This is a genomic window from Enterobacter sp. WCHEn090032 (assembly GCF_003986875.1).
Lineage (GTDB): Bacteria > Pseudomonadota > Gammaproteobacteria > Enterobacterales > Enterobacteriaceae > Enterobacter > Enterobacter sichuanensis.
Genome location: NZ_RXRN01000002.1, coordinates 49494 through 70416, shown reverse-complemented (window position 1 = coordinate 70416; position 20923 = coordinate 49494). Strand labels below are relative to the sequence as shown.

Here is a 20923-nt window from a genome sequence, read left to right as displayed (position 1 = left end):
ATCATCACGGTTAATAATGGATGTGTTGAATAAAGTTTGCTCATCTTTTGCAGTCTGGCAGGAGTGAAAAGTGCTGAAAAAATGGATATATGATACAACCATCACGCTGCAGGATAGCGTTGAAAGCTGGCCGCAGGCCCTTGAGATCTGCGCGAAACCGCTGCTGGAGCTTAAGACGATAGCGCCAGAATACGTGACGGCAATCATTGAGCAACATCATACGTTAGGACCTTATTATGTGCTGGCACCAGGGCTGGCTATGCCGCATGCGCGGCCGGAGGAAGGTGCCAAAGGACTGGGATTGTCATTATTAAAACTCAGGCAGGGCGTCTCTTTTGGTGCCGGTGAGTTCGACCCTGTGGATGTGATTATTATGCTCGCGGCACCTGACAAAAATAGCCATATCGAGATGATTTCAGCGCTGGCTGAGTTATTTTCCAGCGAGGCCGATATGGCCGAACTGCATCAGGCGAATACGCTGGAGGAGATAAAAACGATTATTAACCGCTTCTGATTTACTTTTTTAATCCGCTTTTTCACAACATTACGCGTCAGCGTGGTGGGGCGTACTCTACTCAAAATAAGGGGACAACAATGAAAATCATGGCTATTTGCGGTTCCGGCCTGGGCAGCAGTTTTATGGTTGAAATGAACATTAAAAAGGTGCTCAAAAAGCTGGAGATTGAGGCTGACGTTGAACACTCCGATCTCTCCTCGGCCACGCCGGGCGCGGCCGATCTGTTCGTGATGGCAAAAGACATTGCGGCCAGCGCCAGCGTGCCGGAAGGCCAGCTGGTAGTGATCAACAACATCATTGATATCAATGAACTGGAAGCGCAACTGCGCAGCTGGTTCGACAAACGTTAAACCTGATAAGGCGAGGTGGATATGTTTATCCTTGAAACGCTGAATTTCGTTGTTGATATATTAAAAGTCCCTTCGGTGCTGGTGGGGTTAATTGCATTAATTGGTCTGGTCGCGCAGAAAAAAGCCTTTTCTGATGTGGTGAAAGGGACCATTAAAACCATTCTTGGCTTTATTGTTTTGGGCGGCGGTGCCACGGTACTGGTTGGGTCGTTAAATCCTTTAGGCGGCATGTTTGAACACGCCTTTAATATCCAGGGAATTATTCCAAATAATGAAGCGATCGTGTCCATTGCGCTGGAGAAATACGGCGCCTCAACCGCGTTGATTATGGCCTTCGGGATGGTGGCAAATATTATCGTCGCCCGTTTTACCCGCCTGAAGTATATCTTCCTGACCGGGCATCACACCTTCTACATGGCGTGCATGATTGGCGTGATCCTGACGGTGGCGGGTTTTGAGGGGGTAGGGCTGGTCTTTACCGGCTCGCTGATCCTTGGCCTGATTATGGCCTTCTTCCCGGCCATTGCGCAGCGCTATATGAAGCGTATTACCGGCAACGACGAGATTGCCTTCGGCCACTTCGGCACGCTGGGCTACGTGCTCTCCGGCTGGATTGGCAGCAAGGTAGGTAAAGGCTCGCGCTCAACCGAAGAGATGAACCTGCCGAAGAACCTGAGCTTCCTGCGCGACAGCTCCATTTCTATCTCCCTGACCATGATGATTATCTACCTGATCATGGCGGTGAGCGCCGGACGCGAGTACGTCGAGGCCACCTTCAGCGGCGGTCAGAACTACCTCGTTTACGCCATCATTATGGCGATCACCTTTGCGGCGGGCGTGTTCATCATCCTGCAGGGCGTGCGTCTGATTCTGGCGGAAATCGTCCCGGCCTTTACCGGCTTCTCGGAAAAGCTGGTACCCAATGCGCGTCCGGCTCTGGACTGCCCGGTGGTCTATCCGTATGCGCCAAACGCGGTGCTGATTGGCTTCCTGTTCAGCTTCCTCGGGGGAATTGTTGGGCTGTTCATCTGCGGGCAGTTCAGCTGGGTGCTGATCCTCCCGGGCGTGGTGCCGCACTTCTTCACTGGCGCAACGGCAGGCGTGTTCGGTAACGCCACCGGTGGACGTCGCGGGGCCATGATTGGCGCCTTTGCCAACGGTCTGCTGATCACCTTCCTGCCGGTCCTGCTGCTGCCGGTACTGGGCGCCATTGGCTTTGCCAACACCACCTTCTCGGACGCGGATTTCGGCGCTGTCGGGATTGTGCTCGGCAACCTGGCGCGCTTCCTGTCACCGCTTGCCATTACCGGGCTTGTTGTGGCGCTGTTCGCGCTGCTGGTGGTGTACAACGTGTTCGCGAAAAACAAACCTGCGGGCGGTAACGCGCAGGAAAACAGCGGAGCCAAATCATGAATGAGAAAGAGATAACTGAACTAGCGCGTCACATTCGTCTTGAGACCCTGAAATCGCTGACGCAGCTGGGGTTTGGCCACTACGGCGGCAGTATGTCGGTGGTTGAAACGCTCGCCGTGCTGTACGGCGCGGTGATGAAGATTGACCCGGCAGATCCGGACTGGCCTGAGCGAGACTATTTTGTCCTGTCGAAAGGCCATGCGGGCCCGGCGCTCTACAGCACGCTGGCGATTAAAGGCTATTTCCCGATTGAGGAACTGGGCACCCTGAACCAGAACGGTACGCGGCTGCCCAGCCACCCGGACCGGCTGAAAACGCGCGGCGTGGATGCCACGACCGGCTCGCTGGGGCAAGGGATCTCCATCGCCGGCGGCATGGCGCTGTCGCACAAGCTGGCAGGCAGGCCGAACCGGGTCTTTTGCATCGTCGGTGACGGTGAGCTGAACGAGGGGCAGTGCTGGGAAGCCTTCCAGTTTATTGCCCACCATCGCCTGAATAACCTGACGGTGTTCGTTGACTGGAATAAGCAGCAGCTGGATGGCGAACTGGATGACATCATCAGCGCATTCGATCTGGAGGGGAAATTCCGCGCCTTTGGTTTCGACGTGGTGACGGTGAAAGGTGACGATATCCCTGGGCTGCTGGAGGTGGCGTCCCGCGTGCCAGCCGCGGATGCGCGCCCGCGGGTTGTGATCCTCGACAGCATTAAGGGGCAGGGGGTGCCATATCTGGAGCAGCTTAGCAACTCGCACCACCTGCGCTTGACCGCAGAGAGCAAAGCGGCCCTCAACGAGACGATTCGCCAACTGGAGGCTTCACATGATTAAGGTTGCACCGCCACGACAGAAAGATGCCGTTGAGATGCGCAAGGTTTACGCGGGCTTTGTGGCAAAACAGATTGAGGCTGGCAGTGAGATTATCGCGCTGGAAGCGGACCTGATGAGCTCAATGGCGATGGATGGCGTAGCGCGCGATTATCCGCAGCACGTGATTAACTGCGGCATTATGGAGGCCAACGTGATTGGCACCGCGGCGGGGCTGGCGCTTACCGGACGTAAGCCGTTTGTTCACACCTTCACCGCCTTTGCCAGCCGTCGCTGCTTCGACCAGCTGTTTATGTCTCTCGACTACCAGCGCAACAACGTGAAGGTGATTGCCTCGGATGCGGGGGTAACCGCCTGTCACAACGGCGGGACCCATATGTCGTTTGAGGACATGGGGATCGTGCGCGGTCTGGCGCATTCGGTGGTGCTGGAGGTGACTGACGCGGTGATGTTTGAAGACGTCCTGCGCCAGCTGATTGACCTGGAAGGGTTCTACTGGGTGCGTACTATCCGTAAGCAGGCGCCGAGCGTTTATGCGCCGGGCTCAACCTTCACCATTGGCAAAGGCAACGTGCTTCGCGAGGGGAGTGATATTACGCTTATTGCCAACGGCATTATGGTGGCGGAAGCGCTTGAGGCGGCGCATCAGCTGGAGCAGGAGGGGGTCAGTGCGGCGGTCATCGACATGTTTACCCTGAAGCCCATCGACCGGATGCTGGTGAAAAACTACGCCGAGAAAACCGGACGGATTGTGACCTGTGAAAATCACAGCATTCACAACGGGCTGGGTTCGGCGGTGGCGGAAGTACTGGTGGAAACTTGTCCGGTGCCGATGCGGCGGGTGGGGGTAAAAGAGCGTTACGGCCAGGTGGGGACGCAGGAGTTCCTGCAGAAGGAGTATGGCCTGACGGCACATGACATAGTGTCGGCGGCGAGAGAGCTGCTGTAATAAAAAAGGCGACCCTTTGTGGTCGCCTTTTTGTTGCCCGGTGGCGCTTCGCTTATCCGGCCTACAAAACCGTAGGCCCGGTAAGCGTCAGCGCCACCGGGCTTTTTGGCTTACTGCTGCTGTGAAGACTGGATCGCCGTCAGCGCAATGGTGTAGACGATATCGTCAACCAGCGCGCCACGAGACAGGTCGTTCACAGGTTTGCGCATACCCTGCAGCATCGGCCCGATGGAGATCAGGTCTGCAGAACGCTGTACCGCTTTGTAGGTGGTGTTACCGGTGTTCAGATCCGGGAAGATGAACACGGTAGCGCGACCGGCAACCGGAGAGTTCGGCGCTTTGGATTTCGCAACGTCAGCCATAACGGCGGCATCGTACTGCAGCGGGCCATCGATCATCAGGTCAGGACGTTTTTCCTGCGCCAGACGGGTCGCTTCACGCACTTTCTCTACGTCGCTACCTGCACCAGAGGTACCGGTGGAGTAGGAAAGCATCGCCACGCGAGGTTCGATACCGAAGGCAATCGCGGAGTCCGCGGACTGGATTGCGATTTCTGCCAGCTGCTCTGCCGTTGGATCCGGGTTGATCGCGCAGTCGCCGTAAACGTAAACCTGTTCCGGCAGCAGCATGAAGAATACGGAAGAGACCAGGGAGCTGCCCGGTGCCGTTTTGATCAGCTGCAGCGGTGGACGAATGGTGTTTGCGGTGGTATGAACCGCACCGGAAACCAGACCGTCAACTTCGTCCTGCTCCAGCATCAGCGTACCCAGCACCACGTTGTCTTCCAGCTGTTCGCGCGCAACGGCTTCGGTCATGCCCTTGCTCTTACGCAGCTCAACCAGACGGGCAACGTAGCTTTCGCGAACCACTTCCGGGTCAACGATTTCGATGCCAGCACCCAGTTCAACGCCCTGAGACGCCGCCACGCGGTTGATCTCATCCGGGTTACCCAGCAGCACACAGGTCGCGATGCCGCGCTCTGCACAGATAGCTGCCGCTTTAACAGTACGCGGTTCGTCGCCTTCTGGCAGCACAACGCGTTTACCTGCTTTACGCGCCAGCTCGGTCAGCTGGTAACGGAATGCAGGAGGAGACAGACGACGGCTGCGCTCGGAGGTCGCCGTCAGGGATTCGATCCAGTCTGCGTTGATGTAGCCCGCAACGTATTCCTGAACTTTCTCAATACGCTCATGGTCATCAACCGGCACTTCCAGGTTGAAGCTCTGCAGGCTCAGGGAGGTCTGCCAGGTGTTGGTGTTCACCATGAAGACCGGCAGGCCGGTCGCGAACGCGCGTTCGCACAGTTTGCTGACGCGTGGGTCCATCTCGTAAGCACCGGTCAGCAGAATAGCGCCGATTTCCACGCCATTCATCGCGGCCAGACACGCTGCAACCAGTACGTCTGGACGGTCTGCGGAGGTCACCAGCAGGGAGCCTGCGCGGAAGTGTTCCAGCATGTGCGGAATGCTGCGTGCACAGAAGGTCACGGACTTCACGCGACGGGTGTTGATGTCGCCTTCGTTAACGATGGTGGCGTTCAGGTGACGCGCCATATCGATTGCACGGGTGGCAATCAGATCGAAGCTCCATGGCACCGCGCCCAGTACTGGCAGCGGGCTGGATTCCTGCAGTTTCGCCGGGTCAACTTTAATGACTTTCGCTTTGGAAGAGTCGTCAAAGATCTCAGACAGGTCAGGACGCGTACGGCCTTGTTCATCCACTGGCGCGTTCAGTTTGTTGACGATCACGCCGGTGATGTTGGTATTTTTCGCACCGCCGAAGCTGCTGCGCGTCAGTTCGATACGCTCGTTCAGCTGCTCTGGGGTATCTGTGCCCTGAGACATCACGAAAACGATCTCTGCGTTCAGGGTTTTCGCGATTTCGAAGTTCAGAGACTGAGCAAACTGGTGTTTGCGGGTTGGAACCAGGCCTTCAACCAGCACCACTTCCGCGTCTTTTGTATTGGCGTGGTAGTTGGCGATGATCTCTTCCATCAGCACGTCTTTCTGGTTGCTGGACAGCAGAGATTCAACGTGGTTCATCTTCAGCGGTTCAGCCGCTGGCAGATTGGAGTTCTTACGAACGATGGTGGTGGTCTGGTCTGGCGCATCGCCACCGGCGCGTGGCTGGGCGATTGGCTTAAAGACGCTCAGACGAACGCCTTTGCGTTCCATAGCACGGATCACGCCAAGGCTGACGCTGGTCAGGCCGACGCTGGTTCCGGTAGGGATCAGCATAATAGTACGGGACACGGTTTATCCTCTTTCGTTACCGCCTGAATGTGGCGGGTTACAAAACAGCACCGCCAGCATTGCTGGCGGTGTGGAATCAGGCAGTCAGGCGGTGCGCGTCTTGCGCGATGACCAGTTCTTCGTTAGTTGGGATAACGAGAGCAGGGCGGGTGCCTTCTTTGTTGATGAAGCCAGACTTGCCGAAGCGGGCAGCCAGGTTACGCTCGTGATCAACGTCGAAGCCCAGAACGCCCAGTTTGCCCAGGGACAGTTCACGCACCATTGCCGCGTTCTCACCGATACCACCGGTGAAGACAACCGCGTCCAGACGACCGTCCATCAGCGCAGTGTAAGAGCCGATGTATTTCGCCAGACGGTGGCAGTAAACGTCCATTGCACGTTTAGCGTCTTCTTTCTCTGCGTAGTTGTCTTCAACGTAACGGCAGTCGCTGGTGACTTCGGTCAGACCCAGCAGGCCAGACTCTTTAGTCAGCATTTTGTTGATCTGGTCAACGCTCATGCCCAGGGTGTCGTGCAGGTGGAAGATGATCGCCGGATCGATGTCACCGGAACGGGTACCCATCACCAGACCTTCCAGCGGGGTCAGACCCATGGAGGTATCTACACATTTACCGTTGCGGATAGCAGAAACAGAACCACCGTTGCCCAGATGGCAGGTGATGATGTTCAGTTCTTCAACCGGCTTGTTCAGTACTTTTGCGGCTTCCTGAGTCACATAGAAGTGGCTGGTGCCGTGTGCGCCATAACGACGTACGCCGTGTTCTTTGTACAGGCTGTAAGGCAGGGCATAGAGGTAAGACTCTTCCGGCATGGTCTGATGGAACGCAGTGTCGAAGACGGCCACGTTTTTGTCTTTCAGATTCGGGAAGGATTTCAGCGCTTCAGCGATACCGATCAGGTGCGCCGGGTTGTGCAGCGGTGCAAAAGAGGCAGAGTCTTTGATGCCCTGAATAACAGATTCGTCGATCACGACGGAGCTGGTGTATTTTTCGCCGCCGTGGACGATACGGTGACCAATCGCAGTCAGCTGAGCAGACAGTTCTGGTTTTTGTGCCAGAATAGTGTTAACGATAAAGTTCAGCGCTTCACTGTGAGCGGCGCCTGCACCTAAAGCCGCTTCTTGTTTGCTGCCGTCCATCTTCCACTTGATACGTGCTTCAGGCAGATGGAAACATTCGGCCAAACCAGAGAGGTATTCGTCACCGTTGAGCGCATCGATGATGGCGAATTTCAGTGAGGAGCTACCGCAGTTCAGAACCAGTACTAACTTACTCGACATGGAAGTACCTATTATTGATACGTGGCTAAAAAAACGTCAGTGAGTCTAACAGCGTAACGCATGATGACTCAGACATTTATGATTAACATCATGCCAAACGAACATTGTGGCATGATGGAAGAAATAACTATGATTTTATGCCATTTTGCACAATTTTCAGCCAATGGCATAATGTGCAATAATTTGACGAGTTAATGATTCTCGTCTATGGCCCTATCAGGCTGGCACAGGATACCCGATACGGGGTAGAGATGACAAAATATTTTGAACGTTGTCATAGCTTGTTGTGGTTTTGCACGAAAATTTTAATTTTTATATGTGAAGTTGAGGTACAGCCATGTCGACACCAGAGAACCCGTCCGTAAATTTCTTCAGTCTGTTTCGTCGGGGACAGCATTACGCAAAGACGTGGCCAATGGAAAAGCGCCTTGCGCCCATGTTCATTGAGAATCGCACCATCCGCGCCACGCGCCATGCGATTCGCTTTATGCCACCCGTCGCTGTCTTTACGCTGTGCTGGCAGATTGCGCTGGGTGGACAGCTTGGTCCCGCTGTCGCAACGGCGCTCTTCGCGCTAAGCCTGCCAATGCAGGGCCTGTGGTGGTTAGGAAAACGTTCTGTCACCCCACTGCCACCTTCTATTTTACACTGGTTTTATGAAGTCCGCGGAAAACTGGAGGAGGCCGGGCAGGCGCTCGCCCCGGTGGAAGGTAAGCCGGATTACCAGGCGCTGGCGGACACGTTAAAGCGCGCTTTTAAGCAGCTGGATAAAACATTCCTCGATGACTTGTGATTGATCATCGAAACGACGATGAAAAGAAGGCACAGTAACAATCCGTTACCGTGTCTTTTTTTTAAGTGCAATGCGCTACAGGAGTCGAAAGATGGAAATGACCCATGCTCAACGTCTGATTTTGTCTAACCAGTACAAGATGATGACTATGCTTGATCCCGATAACGCTGCGCGCTACAGCCGCCTGCAGACCATTGTCGAACGCGGCTTTGGTTTGCAGATGCGTGAACTCGACCGCGAATTTGGCGAGCTGAAAGAAGAAACCTGTCGCATCGTGATCGACATTATGGAGATGTATCACGCCCTGCACGTCTCCTGGACGAATCTTAAAGATCAGCAGTCCATTGACGAGCGGCGCGTGACCTTCTTAGGCTTTGATGCGGCAACGGAAGCGCGTTATCTGAGCTATGTGCGCTTTATGGTGAATACCGAAGGGCGTTATACCCACTTTGACGCGGGTACCCACGGTTTCAACGCGCAGACCCCTATGTGGGATAAATACCAACGTATGCTGAGCGCGTGGCACGCCTGCCCGCGTCAGTACCATTTAAGCAGCAACGAAATTCAACAAATTATTAATGCCTGACGGAGGTGCGTGTGCAGTGTAGAGGTTTTCTGTTTGATCTGGACGGTACGCTGGTGGATTCGCTGCCGGTTGTGGAGCGTTCATGGTGCCATTGGGCTGACAGACATGGCATCGACCATCAGGAGGTGCTGAATTTTATCCATGGCAAACAGGCCATTACCTCGTTACGGCACTTTCTGGCCGGACGCTCTGAGGACGATATTCAGGCGGAGTTCAAATACCTGGAACACATTGAAGCCACGGACACGGACGGCATCACCGCTTTACCGGGCGCGCGCGAACTGCTTGAGCATCTGAACGAAGCGCAGATCCCGTGGGCTATCGTCACCTCAGGCTCCATTCCCGTCGCCCACGCCCGACATAAGGCGGCAGGTTTACCGAAGCCGGAAGTGTTTATCACTGCGGAGCGCGTTAAGCGCGGCAAACCCGAACCCGACGCCTTTTTGCTGGGAGCTGAACTGCTGGGCCTCGCTCCCGCAGAGTGTGTGGTGGTAGAAGATGCGGCGGCTGGCGTACTCGCCGGGCTGAACGCCGGAAGCCACGTTATTGCGGTGAACGTTCCGGCGGGGTCCCCCCGCCTGGAGGAGGCCGACCTGGTGCTGGATTCTCTCACTGCACTGGCTGTGTCAAAAGCACCTGACGGTGTTGTAACCGTCTCGCTAAAAGTGTAAACCCATGATATAGCCCCACGCTGATGGGGCTTTTTTATGGCAAAATTTCTCATCTCCCACTGACAAGGACATGTTGTGAACGGTGAACTGATCTGGGTCCTGAGCCTGCTTTTAATCGCCATTATCCTTTTTGCCACGGGCAAGGTACGCATGGATGCCGTCGCCTTGTTTGTCATCGTCGCCTTTGTGCTGAGCGGTACGCTCACGCTGCCGGAAGCCTTCTCCGGGTTTAGCGATCCCAACGTTATTCTGATTGCCGCCCTGTTTATCATCGGTGATGGCCTCGTGCGCACCGGTGTGGCAACGATTATGGGCGCGTGGCTGGTGAAGGTGGCTGGCAACAGCGAAACGAAAATGCTGGTCTATCTAATGCTGACGGTCGCCGGACTGGGGGCGTTTATGAGTTCAACGGGGGTGGTCGCTATCTTTATCCCGGTGGTGTTGAGCGTCTCCATGCGGATGCAGAGCTCGCCGTCGCGGCTGATGATGCCCCTGAGTTTTGCCGGTTTGATAAGCGGCATGATGACGCTGGTGGCCACGCCGCCGAACCTGGTCGTCAACAGTGAGCTGATCCGGGAAGGCTTTCAGGGCTTCAGTTTTTTCAGCGTGACTCCGCTTGGACTGGTCGTTCTGGTGATGGGCGTGGTTTACATGCTGCTGACCCGTTTTGCCCTGAAAGGCGAAAAACAGGACAAAAGCAAAGAAGGGTGGAAACAACGCACCTTCCGCGATCTGATTAAAGAATACCGCCTCACCGGGCGGGCGCGCCGCCTGGCCATTCGCCCCGGTTCGCCAATGGTGGGCCAGCGGCTTGACGATCTGAAACTGCGTGAGCGCTACGGCGCGAATGTGATTGGTGTTGAGCGCTGGCGTCGTTTTCGCCGGGTCATCGTCAACGTTAACGGGGTGTCGGAATTCCGCGCGCGGGATGTCCTGCTGATTGATATGTCCACCGCGGAGGTGGATCTGCGTGAGTTTTGTAGTGAACAGCTGCTGGAACCGATGGTGCTACGCGGAGAGTATTTCTCAGACCAGGCGCTGGATGTCGGCATGGCCGAAGTATCGCTGATCCCGGAATCGGAGCTGTTGGGTAAAACCGTGCGGGAAATGGGGTTCCGTACCCGTTATGGTCTGAATGTCGTGGGGCTGAAGCGTGATGGCGTGGCGATGGAAGGGGCGGTGGTGGATGAGCCGATCCTGCTGGGGGATATCTTTCTCGTCGTCGGTAACTGGAAGCTGATAAGTCAGCTTGGGCAAAAGGGCCGCGATTTTGTGGTGCTCAACATGCCTGTTGAAGAGAGCGATGCCTCCCCGGCGCACAGCCAGGCGCCCCATGCGATTTTTTGCCTGGTATTGATGGTGGCGCTGATGCTGACCGACGAGATCCCCAATCCGGTCGCGGCCATTATTGCCTGTCTGTTAATGGGCAAGTTTCGCTGTATTGATGCCGAGAGCGCCTATAAGGCGATTCACTGGCCAAGCATCATCCTGATTGTGGGGATGATGCCGTTCGCCCTTGCTCTGCAAAAAACCGGCGGTGTGGATTTAGTCGTCAAAGGGCTGATGGACGTTGGCGGCGGATACGGGCCGTACATGATGCTGGTATGCCTGTTTATCATGTGCGCCACGATCGGACTGTTTATCTCCAATACCGCTACGGCGGTGCTGATGGCGCCCATCGCGCTGGCGATGGCGAAATCCATGGGCGTGTCACCGTATCCGTTTGCGATGATGGTGGCGATGGCCGCTTCCGCGGCATTTATGACGCCGGTTTCGTCACCGGTGAACACGCTGGTTCTGGGGCCGGGGAACTACCGGTTCAGCGATTTTGTGAAGCTGGGGGTGCCGTTCACCGTGCTGGTGATGCTGGTATGCGTGGTGTTGATACCGGTTTTATTCCCGTTTTAGCATGAGCGCAGAAACGTAGGCCGGGTAAGGCGAAGCCGCCACCCGGCGAAAAATTACAACGGAGAATCCTGGCTAATCTCATCCAACGATAAATGGAAGCTCGGTACAAACACCTGCATAAAGTAATCCATCTCTTCGCTGCGGCGGGATTCCAGCGTTTTTTCCAGACGCGTTTTTGCCAGTAAAAACTCATTATTCCCCGCGGATAACTCTTCGAGACACTTCAGATAGGCACAGAGCGCGTCGGCCTGCTTTACCAGCGACTTCTCTTCCTCTGTGTACTGCTGTTCATCAATAAGCGGCTCAAAGATATCGCGTAACTCGTCCGGCACCATGTCAATCAGCTTCTGCTGGGCAATTTTCTCGATGGCCTTATATTCCTGCGCAATCTGCGAGTTGAAATATTTCACCGGCGTCGGCAGATCTCCGGTTAACACCTCTGACGCATCGTGATACATCGCCAGCAGGGCAATGCGCTCAGCATTAACCTGACCGTTGAATTTGCGGTTTTTAATGGCGGCCAGCGCGTGAGCGACCATTGCCACCTGAAGGCTGTGCTCTGACACATTCTCAGTGCGGACATTGCGCATCAGCGGCCAGCGGTTGATGAGTTTCAGGCGGGAGAGATGGGCAAAGAAATGACTCTGACTCATAGGTTACCTTTTGTCTTCACTGCGACAGGACTTCATTGTGCGGGGAGGGGAGGGAAGATGCAAATTTGCAGGTTTCGTTGGCCGGGTAAGCGCAGCGCTACCCGGCAGAAAGAGAATATTACTGATGATAACCGGAGAGGAAACGCCCGAAGCGGCTAATGGCCATTTCAAGGTCATCTTCGCGCGGCAGCGTGACGATACGTACGTGGTCCGGCCATGGCCAGTTAAATGCCGTGCCCTGAACCAGCAGCACTTTTTCCTGAAGCAGGAAGTCGAGCACCATCTTCTGATCGTCGTGAATGTTGAAGCGCTTCGCGTCGATTTTCGGGAACATATACAGCGCCCCATTTGGCTTCACGCAGGAGACGCCCGGGATATCGTTGATCAGCTCCCATGCGCGGTTACGCTGTTCGTACAGACGACCACCGGGAACGATAAATTCACTAATGCTCTGATAGCCGCCGAGCGCCGTCTGGATTGCGTGCTGGGCCGGAACGTTGGCACATAAACGCATGGAAGCCAGCATCTCCAGACCTTCAATATAGCCTTTGGCGTGTTTTTTCGGACCGTTTAATACCATCCAGCCCTGACGGAAACCGGCCACGCGGTAGGTCTTAGAGAGGCCGTTAAAGGTCACGGTCAGCAGATCCGGAGCCAGCGCGGCGATGGAGTGGTGCTGCGCTGCATCGTAGAGGATCTTGTCGTAAATCTCGTCCGCGAAGATGATCAGGTTGTGCTGACGAGCGATCTCCACGATCTCCATCAGCAGTTCTTTTGAATAAACCGCGCCCGTTGGGTTGTTCGGGTTGATGATCACGATGCCGCGCGTACGTGGAGTGATTTTCGCGCGAATATCGTCGAGATCCGGGAACCAGTCAGAAGATTCATCACACAGATAGTGTACCGCTTTGCCGCTGGAGAGTGACACGGCCGCCGTCCACAGCGGGTAGTCCGGGGCGGGAACCAGCATTTCGTCACCGCTGTTCAGCAGCGCCTGCATCGCCTGCACAATCAGTTCGGAGACGCCGTTGCCGATATAGATATCTTCAACGGTAACATCACGCATACCGCGTGCCTGGTAGTGCTGCATGATGGCTTTACGTGCGGAGTACAGTCCTTTGGAATCACAATAGCCTTGAGCAGTAGGAAGGTTGCGGATCACATCAACCAGAATTTCATCCGGCGCTTCAAAACCAAATGGCGCAGGGTTACCAATGTTGAGTTTCAGAACCTTATTGCCTTCTTCTTCCAGGCGTTTCGCCTCTTTCAGAACCGGGCCGCGGATGTCATAACAGACGTTATCTAGCTTGCTGGATTTTTCGATAGGGGACATGAACCTTTAACCTTTTCGCTATTATTGCCGCTCCCTGCCGTGGAAGTCAGCACGGAATAATGTACTCCCCCCTCGCTTCGTTTTGAAGGGTGTGCAGGAGAAGATTTTGTACCGACAGCAAATTCTTGATAAATCTTTTACGCTGCAGGTGCCCACTTTGCTACCGTAAAGTTGCATGCATGGCAAAAGATTAGGTTTATTCTGCTATTCATTTTCTGGATTACTGTATATTGTGCTGGTGAAAAATATGTGATGAGCCAGATGAGGGGGCAATCACCCTGCGTGACTTTTCGTAAAACCTGAATGTTAGCGTCGTCTTGCTTTAATAGCGCAGTGTGGTTAAAAGTTACTCATGTGAAATTAATGTTAAGTGGCATTAATGGATGCTCTTAATCAAAATTAAAATTTATTTATTATTAACCTATAAAATGCAACTTTAGTTAATTTTAATAAAATTTGTTTAGATGCTTAACATTCTTCTTTAATCCTCAATATTGCAATAAGACTTATAAATAAAATGGATTTGGGTTAAGATGTCTTTCAGGAAAGCAGATGTCAGAGACATGTTTTTTGTCTGTCTGGAACTGCTATTCCTGTTTAATTGATTGTTATTGTTGGAGTTATCTCTGGCGGGAAGGGTTTGACGATCTCCTGCTACGTTGACAGCGCTGCGATAAAGATGGCAGAAAAGGTGTTACACCTTTAATGTAATTTACATAATCCTGCGAACATCTAAATATCCTGAACGTTTAAGAGAATAAAAATAACGTCATGAAACGTGCTTTCTGACTGTTGATATTAAGCAGCACAATAACTATCTGTCAGGCAGTCTGCCGGGCCGGGATGCGAGGGAAAACCTTCAGAGGGAATTGCTTAACTGTTACACACACAGCTTCAACCCGGGCAGCTCCGCACGAGCAACCTGAAAGTGAATAGATATGATAAATGCAAATCGTCCGATAATGAATCTCGACCTCGATCTGCTGAGAACGTTTGTTGCGGTCGCCGATCTCAACACTTTTGCAGCTGCTGCTGCCGCCGTTTGCCGAACCCAGTCTGCCGTGAGTCAGCAAATGCAGCGGCTGGAGCAACTGGTTGGTAAAGAGCTTTTTGCCCGTCATGGGCGCAATAAGCTCTTAACGGAACACGGTATTCAGCTACTGGGTTATGCCAGGAAAATTCTTCGCTTTAATGATGAAGCATGTATGTCATTAATGTTTAGCAACCTACAAGGCGTGCTAACGTTAGGCGCATCTGATGAGTCAGCGGACACCATATTGCCGTTTCTTCTCAATCGCATTAGTTCGGTTTATCCGAAGCTTGCGCTGGATGTCAGCGTGAAACGTAATGCCTTTATGGTTGAGATGTTAAAGGAAAATAAAGTCGACCTGGTGGTGACGACGCACCGTCCCGGGCAGTTTGATTGCCTGACGTTGCGTACATCCCCAACGCACTGGTATTGCGCAGCCGAATATGTGCTGCAAAAAGGGGAGCCGGTGCCACTGGTGCTCCTGGATGACCCGAGCCCGTTCCGCGATATGGTGCTGACAGCGCTGAATGAAGCCAACATCCCGTGGCGCCTGGCATATGTGGCATCCACGTTACCCGCGGTTCGTGCTGCAGTGAAAGCCGGGCTTGGCGTAACGGCACGCCCGGTGGAGATGATGAGCCCGGATCTGCGCGTGCTGGGTAAATCCGATGGACTTCCCGTGCTGCCTGATACGGAGTATCTGCTCTGCCACAACGCGTCCAGTCATAATGAACTGGCAAGCGTGGTGTTCGAGGCGATGGAAAACTACCATAACCCGTGGCAGTTCGAGCGCATTACCTCCGAAGGAGGGGATGATTCTCTGATTGTTGAAGGGGACTTTGAGTGATCGCTGGCTCAAAATTCTGGTAACAAAATGTAAGTGTAAAAAAAAGCCACTCGTGTGAATTTTGCATGCAGTGGCTTTTTTTTCGCAATAATACCCGCTTCAGAAGCGTGGGTTTTAAGAATTCATATTACAGATCAATAATATAAATCATTTCGCTCAAAACTTATCCATTTTCTGTTCTCACTTCATCCTTATGTCACCTATGTTAATAAAACAGGAAAGATGTTGCCGTTTTCTAGGTTGAATTAACAAAAGCGTGTCTCAGATCAAGAAAATACTCCTATTTGGGGGGAGGAATCGTTGGCAAATCCTGTCAAAATAGGAGGGTTATTTTTTTTACTTCCGAAACGGACACGATTCAACAACATACATTTGACGGAAAGTCATGTACCCACCAGGGTTAAAGGGCACCAAATGTTAATGAGAATCGCTCGATGTAATTTAATGTGAAGAAACCTTTGTTAAAGTTGACAATAGGTTATAGAAAGGAGTAAAAAACCCCATCATTTTGCTGTCTACGTCTCATTTCTGACAGTTAGTGTAAGGTTATTTGTTCCTCCCCATGAATCGATGTGATGCCCATCTGCCAGCAAGAGCAGTGTCGTTGGTATCACTTTTGATGAGTAAGCAATGAGTATGTCAACATCCACAGAAGTCATCGCTCATCACTGGGCATTCGCAATCTTTCTTATTGTAGCCATTGGCCTGTGCTGCCTGATGTTAGTCGGCGGCTGGTTCCTGGGCGGTCGCGCCCGCGCAAGGCACAAAAACACACCTTTCGAATCAGGTATTGATTCGGTCGGTTCCGCTCGCTTACGCCTGTCTGCCAAGTTCTATCTGGTAGCCATGTTCTTCGTCATCTTCGACGTGGAAGCGCTTTACCTTTTCGCATGGTCAACCTCCATCCGCGAAAGTGGTTGGGTGGGCTTTGTCGAGGCCGCAATTTTCATTTTAGTGCTACTGGCCGGTCTGGTTTATCTGGTGCGTATTGGCGCGCTTGACTGGACGCCTGCGCGTTCACGTCGTGAACATATCAACCCGGAAAACAGTATCTCTAATCGTCAGCAGTAACAGCGAGGCAATAAGATGGATTATACGCTCACCCGCATAGATCCTAACGGTGAGAATGACCGTTACCCCCTGCAAAAACAGGAGATCGTAACCGACCCCCTGGAGCAAGAAGTCAATAAAAGCGTGTACATGGGCAAACTCGAGCATGCCATGCACGATATGGTCAACTGGGGTCGTAAGAACTCCATCTGGCCTTACAACTTTGGCCTTTCTTGCTGCTACGTTGAAATGGTGACGTCATTCACTGCGGTGCATGACGTTGCGCGTTTTGGGGCAGAGGTACTGCGTGCTTCCCCACGTCAGGCTGACCTGATGGTGGTCGCCGGTACCTGCTTTACCAAGATGGCACCTGTTATTCAGCGTCTTTATGACCAGATGCTGGAGCCAAAATGGGTTATCTCCATGGGCGCATGTGCAAACTCTGGCGGTATGTACGACATCTATTCTGTCGTGCAGGGCGTAGATAAGTTTATCCCAGTGGATGTCTACATCCCGGGTTGTCCGCCACGTCCGGAAGCTTACATGCAGGCGCTGATGCTGCTGCAGGAGTCTATCGGTAAAGAACGTCGCCCACTGTCGTGGGTTGTTGGCGATCAGGGTGTGTATCGCGCGAACATGCAGTCTGAGCGCGAGCGTAAACGTGGTGAACGTATTGCCGTCACCAATCTGCGTACGCCTGACGAAATTTAATTTGCGCCTGTAGGCCTGGAGAACACCTTCGCATATCACTACTCAAATAGCGCGAAGCCAGGCTCAACAGTCACCACGGACCATTTGCAATGGTGAACAATATGACCGACTTAACCGCGCAAGAAGCCGCCTGGCAGACACGGGATCATCTGGATGACCCAGTCATTGGCGAACTGCGCAACCGTTTTGGGCCGGATGCCTTTACTGTTCAGGCTACCCGCACCGGGGTACCCGTTGTTTGGGTGAAGCGTGAGCAATTGCTGGAAGTTGTCGATTTCCTCAAGAAATTGCCAAAACCGTACGTCATGCTGTTTGACTTACACGGCATGGATGAACGTCTGCGTACCCACCGCCAGGGTCTCCCTGCTGCGGATTTTTCCGTTTTCTACCACCTGATCTCAATAGACCGTAATACGGATATCATGCTCAAGGTGGCATTGTCTGAAAACGACATGCATCTGCCGACGCTCACCAAACTTTTCCCGAACGCCAACTGGTATGAGCGTGAAACCTGGGAAATGTTCGGCATGACCTTTGACGGCCACCCGCATCTGACGCGCATCATGATGCCGCAGACCTGGACCGGCCACCCGCTGCGTAAAGACTACCCGGCACGTGCTACTGAATTCGACCCGTTTGAGCTGACCAAAGCCAAGCAGGATCTGGAGATGGAAGCCCTGACCTTCAAGCCAGAAGACTGGGGCATGAAGCGCGGTACCGACAACGAGGACTTCATGTTCCTCAACCTCGGTCCGAACCACCCGTCTGCGCACGGTGCCTTCCGTATCATTCTTCAGCTTGATGGCGAAGAGATTGTCGACTGTGTTCCTGACATTGGCTACCACCACCGTGGTGCTGAGAAGATGGGCGAGCGTCAATCCTGGCACAGCTATATTCCGTATACTGACCGTATCGAGTACCTCGGCGGCTGCGTAAACGAGATGCCATACGTGCTGGCCGTTGAGAAACTGGCAGGTATTACCGTTCCGGATCGCGTTAACGTCATCCGCGTGATGCTGTCAGAACTGTTCCGCATTAACAGCCACCTGCTGTATATCTCCACCTTCATTCAGGACGTCGGCGCGATGACCCCGGTCTTCTTCGCCTTTACCGACCGTCAGAAAATCTACGATCTGGTGGAAGCGATTACCGGTTTCCGTATGCACCCTGCCTGGTTCCGTATCGGCGGTGTGGCACACGATCTGCCGCGTGGTTGGGATCGACTGCTGCGTGAGTTCCTCGACTGGATGCCAAAACGTCTGGCCTCCTATGAGAAAGCCGCGCTGCGTAACACCATCCTGAAAGGGCGTTCCCAGGGTGTTGCGGCCTACGGCGCGAAAGAAGCGCTGGAGTGGGGGACAACAGGTGCAGGTCTGCGTGCGACCGGTATTAATTTCGACGTGCGTAAAGCGCGTCCTTACTCTGGCTACGAGAACTTCGACTTTGAAGTCCCGGTGGGCGGCGGTGTTTCCGACTGCTACACCCGCGTGATGCTGAAAGTGGAAGAGCTGCGTCAGAGTCTGCGCATCCTTGAGCAGTGCCTCAACAACATGCCGGAAGGCCCGTTCAAAGCGGATCACCCGCTGACCACGCCGCCACCGAAAGAGCGCACGCTGCAACATATCGAAACCCTGATCACCCACTTCCTGCAGGTTTCCTGGGGTCCGGTCATGCCGGCGCAAGAATCCTTCCAGATGATTGAAGCGACCAAGGGTATTAACAGTTACTACCTGACCAGCGACGGCAGCACCATGAGCTACCGTACCCGTGTGCGTACGCCAAGCTTCGCGCACCTGCAGCAGATCCCGTCCGCCATTCGCGGCAGTCTGGTCTCCGACCTGATTGTGTATCTGGGTAGTATCGATTTTGTTATGTCAGATGTGGACCGCTAATTATGCACGAGAATCAACAACCACAAACCGAGGCTTTTGAGCTGAGTGAAGCAGAGCGTGCCGCCATCGAGCACGAGATGCACCACTACGAAGACCCGCGTGCGGCGTCCATTGAAGCGCTGAAAATCGTACAGAAACAGCGTGGTTGGGTGCCGGATGGGGCGATCTATGCGATCGCAGAAGTGCTGGGTATTCCGGCAAGTGACGTAGAAGGCGTAGCCACGTTCTACAGCCAGATCTTCCGTCAGCCGGTAGGCCGTCATGTGATCCGCTACTGCGACAGCGTTGTCTGTCACATTACCGGTTATCAGGGCATTCAGGCTGCCATTGAGAAGAAACTCAATATCAAGCCGGGCCAGACCACCTTTGATGGTCGCTTTACTCTGCTGCCAACCTGCTGCCTGGGTAACTGCGACAAGGGGCCGACCATGATGATTGATGAGGACACTCACAGCCATCTGACGCCGGAAGCGATTCCTGACCTGCTGGAGCAGTACAAATGAAAACTGTAATTCGTACTGCTGAAACCCATCCGCTGACCTGGCGTCTGCGCGATGACAAACAGCCGGTATGGCTCGACGAATACCAGAGCAAAAACGGCTATGCCGGTGCGCGTAAAGCCCTCGGTGGCATGGCGCCGGACGACATCGTTAACGCGGTGAAAGAGTCGGGTCTGAAAGGCCGCGGTGGCGCGGGCTTCTCCACCGGCCTGAAGTGGAGCCTGATGCCGAAAGACGAATCCATGAACATCCGTTACCTGCTGTGTAACGCCGATGAAATGGAGCCGGGCACCTATAAAGACCGTCTGCTGATGGAGCAGTTGCCGCACCTGCTGGTGGAAGGCATGCTGATCTCGGCGTTTGCGCTGAAAGCGTACCGTGGTTACATCTTCCTGCGCGGTGAGTACATCGAAGCAGCAGAAAACCTGCGTCGCGCGATTGCGGAAGCCACTGAAGCGGGCCTGCTTGGCAAAAACATTCTGGGCACTGGTTTTGACTTCGAGCTGTTCGTGCACACCGGTGCCGGGCGTTATATCTGCGGTGAAGAAACCGCGCTGATTAACTCCCTGGAAGGCCGCCGTGCGAACCCGCGTTCCAAGCCGCCATTCCCGGCAAGCTCCGGCGTGTGGGGTAAGCCGACCTGCGTAAACAACGTCGAAACCCTGTGTAACGTTCCGGCAATCCTCGCCAACGGTGTGGAGTGGTATCAGGGCATCTCCTCAAGCAAAGATGCTGGTACCAAGCTGATGGGCTTCTCCGGCCGCGTGAAAAATCCTGGCGTCTGGGAGCTGCCGTTCGGTACCACCGCACGTGAAATTCTTGAAGACTACGCTGGCGGCATGCGCGATGGCCTGAAATTCAAAGCCTGGCAGCCGGGTGGGGCAGGGACAGACTTCCTGACCGAAGCTCACCTTGACCTGCCGATGGAATTCGAAAGCATCGGTAAAGCAGGCAGCCGTCTGGGTACGGCGCTGGCGATGGCCGTCGACCACGAGATCGGCATGGTATCGCTGGTGCGTAACCTGGAAGAGTTCTTCGCCCGTGAGTCCTGCGGCTGGTGTACACCTTGCCGTGATGGTCTGCCGTGGAGCGTGAAGATCCTGCGTGCAATCGAACGTGGCGAAGGCCAGCCTGGCGATATCGAGACACTTGAGCAACTGTGTCGATTCTTAGGTCCGGGTAAAACCTTCTGTGCCCACGCACCGGGTGCTGTCGAACCGCTGCAGAGCGCGATTAAATATTTCCGCGACGAATTCGAAGCAGGCATCAAGCAGCCGTTCAGCAATACCCATGCGATTAATGGGATTCAGCCGAACCTGCTGAAAGCGCGCTGGTAACGACAAGAATTTTGATTAACGCTCGGTT

General features: G+C 54.0%; 19 protein-coding genes. 15 read left to right on the top strand and 4 right to left on the bottom strand.

The window, feature by feature from the left end; all coding sequences use genetic code 11:
• The first annotated feature begins 70 nt into the window (after positions 1-70).
• The 5 genes from EKN83_RS01795 to EKN83_RS01775 all read left to right on the top strand — a co-directional run bounded on the left by EKN83_RS01795 (position 71) and on the right by EKN83_RS01775 (position 4053).
• Entirely contained in the window at positions 71-514 is a 444-nt protein-coding gene (locus EKN83_RS01795) for a PTS sugar transporter subunit IIA (RefSeq protein ID WP_025757171.1), read from the top strand.
• A gap of 80 nt (positions 515-594) precedes the next feature.
• Positions 595-867: a PTS sugar transporter subunit IIB gene (locus EKN83_RS01790; RefSeq protein WP_025757172.1), complete on the top strand. Its 273-nt coding sequence runs from the start codon at positions 595-597 to the stop codon at positions 865-867.
• Between the two features lie 21 nt (positions 868-888).
• Positions 889-2280 (top strand): PTS ascorbate transporter subunit IIC, encoded by a 1392-nt coding sequence (locus tag EKN83_RS01785; RefSeq protein ID WP_025757173.1) that lies wholly within the window; start codon positions 889-891, stop codon positions 2278-2280.
• Positions 2277-3107, top strand: a complete 831-nt coding sequence (locus EKN83_RS01780; RefSeq protein WP_126800221.1) for a transketolase — start codon at positions 2277-2279, stop codon at positions 3105-3107. The genes EKN83_RS01785 and EKN83_RS01780 overlap by 4 nt, the downstream gene beginning before the upstream one ends.
• Complete coding sequence (locus tag EKN83_RS01775; protein WP_025757175.1) at positions 3100-4053, top strand: transketolase family protein; 954 nt, start codon at positions 3100-3102, stop codon at positions 4051-4053. Before EKN83_RS01780 ends, EKN83_RS01775 begins: the two co-directional genes overlap by 8 nt.
• 110 nt (positions 4054-4163) lie before the next feature.
• Here EKN83_RS01775 and pta read toward each other — a convergent pair whose 3' ends face one another.
• Positions 4164-6305 (bottom strand): phosphate acetyltransferase, encoded by a 2142-nt coding sequence (gene pta / locus EKN83_RS01770; RefSeq protein WP_025757176.1) that lies wholly within the window; start codon positions 6303-6305, stop codon positions 4164-4166.
• Positions 6306-6381: 76 nt separating this feature from the next.
• On the bottom strand, positions 6382-7584 hold the full coding sequence (gene ackA, locus EKN83_RS01765) for an acetate kinase (protein ID WP_025757177.1): 1203 nt from the start codon (positions 7582-7584) through the stop codon (positions 6382-6384).
• Between the two features lie 337 nt (positions 7585-7921).
• Between ackA and yfbV the strand changes: the two genes are divergently transcribed.
• The 4 genes from yfbV to EKN83_RS01745 all read left to right on the top strand — a co-directional run bounded on the left by yfbV (position 7922) and on the right by EKN83_RS01745 (position 11542).
• Complete coding sequence (gene yfbV, locus EKN83_RS01760) at positions 7922-8377, top strand: terminus macrodomain insulation protein YfbV (protein WP_045285783.1); 456 nt, start codon at positions 7922-7924, stop codon at positions 8375-8377.
• 91 nt (positions 8378-8468) lie between these two features.
• Positions 8469-8963: a YfbU family protein gene (locus EKN83_RS01755; RefSeq protein WP_008502874.1), complete on the top strand. Its 495-nt coding sequence runs from the start codon at positions 8469-8471 to the stop codon at positions 8961-8963.
• An 11-nt stretch (positions 8964-8974) separates the two neighbouring features.
• Complete coding sequence (locus EKN83_RS01750; RefSeq protein ID WP_025757179.1) at positions 8975-9634, top strand: sugar phosphatase; 660 nt, start codon at positions 8975-8977, stop codon at positions 9632-9634.
• A gap of 75 nt (positions 9635-9709) precedes the next feature.
• On the top strand, positions 9710-11542 hold the full coding sequence (locus tag EKN83_RS01745) for an SLC13 family permease (protein WP_126800220.1): 1833 nt from the start codon (positions 9710-9712) through the stop codon (positions 11540-11542).
• A gap of 53 nt (positions 11543-11595) precedes the next feature.
• Here EKN83_RS01745 and yfbR read toward each other — a convergent pair whose 3' ends face one another.
• Both yfbR and alaA read right to left on the bottom strand, forming a co-directional pair.
• Entirely contained in the window at positions 11596-12195 is a 600-nt protein-coding gene (gene yfbR, locus EKN83_RS01740) for a 5'-deoxynucleotidase (protein ID WP_045285782.1), read from the bottom strand.
• Positions 12196-12313: 118 nt separating this feature from the next.
• Positions 12314-13528 (bottom strand): alanine transaminase AlaA, encoded by a 1215-nt coding sequence (gene alaA / locus EKN83_RS01735; protein WP_003861471.1) that lies wholly within the window; start codon positions 13526-13528, stop codon positions 12314-12316.
• A 938-nt stretch (positions 13529-14466) separates the two neighbouring features.
• Between alaA and lrhA the strand changes: the two genes are divergently transcribed.
• The 6 genes from lrhA (at position 14467) to nuoF (ending at position 20895) form a co-directional block, all read left to right on the top strand.
• A complete protein-coding gene (gene lrhA, locus EKN83_RS01730) occupies positions 14467-15405 on the top strand; it encodes a transcriptional regulator LrhA (protein WP_045286090.1) in 939 nt (312 codons plus the stop codon).
• A 630-nt stretch (positions 15406-16035) separates the two neighbouring features.
• Positions 16036-16476, top strand: coding sequence for an NADH-quinone oxidoreductase subunit NuoA (gene nuoA, locus EKN83_RS01725; protein WP_014171000.1), 441 nt, complete (start codon positions 16036-16038; stop codon positions 16474-16476).
• Positions 16477-16491: 15 nt separating this feature from the next.
• A complete protein-coding gene (gene nuoB / locus EKN83_RS01720) occupies positions 16492-17166 on the top strand; it encodes an NADH-quinone oxidoreductase subunit NuoB (RefSeq protein WP_003861482.1) in 675 nt (224 codons plus the stop codon).
• Between the two features lie 89 nt (positions 17167-17255).
• Positions 17256-19058, top strand: a complete 1803-nt coding sequence (gene nuoC, locus EKN83_RS01715; protein WP_025757183.1) for an NADH-quinone oxidoreductase subunit C/D — start codon at positions 17256-17258, stop codon at positions 19056-19058.
• A 2-nt stretch (positions 19059-19060) separates the two neighbouring features.
• Complete coding sequence (gene nuoE / locus EKN83_RS01710) at positions 19061-19561, top strand: NADH-quinone oxidoreductase subunit NuoE (protein WP_003861486.1); 501 nt, start codon at positions 19061-19063, stop codon at positions 19559-19561.
• Positions 19558-20895: an NADH-quinone oxidoreductase subunit NuoF gene (gene nuoF, locus EKN83_RS01705; protein WP_008500209.1), complete on the top strand. Its 1338-nt coding sequence runs from the start codon at positions 19558-19560 to the stop codon at positions 20893-20895. Before nuoE ends, nuoF begins: the two co-directional genes overlap by 4 nt.
• The last annotated feature ends 28 nt before the right edge of the window (positions 20896-20923 follow it).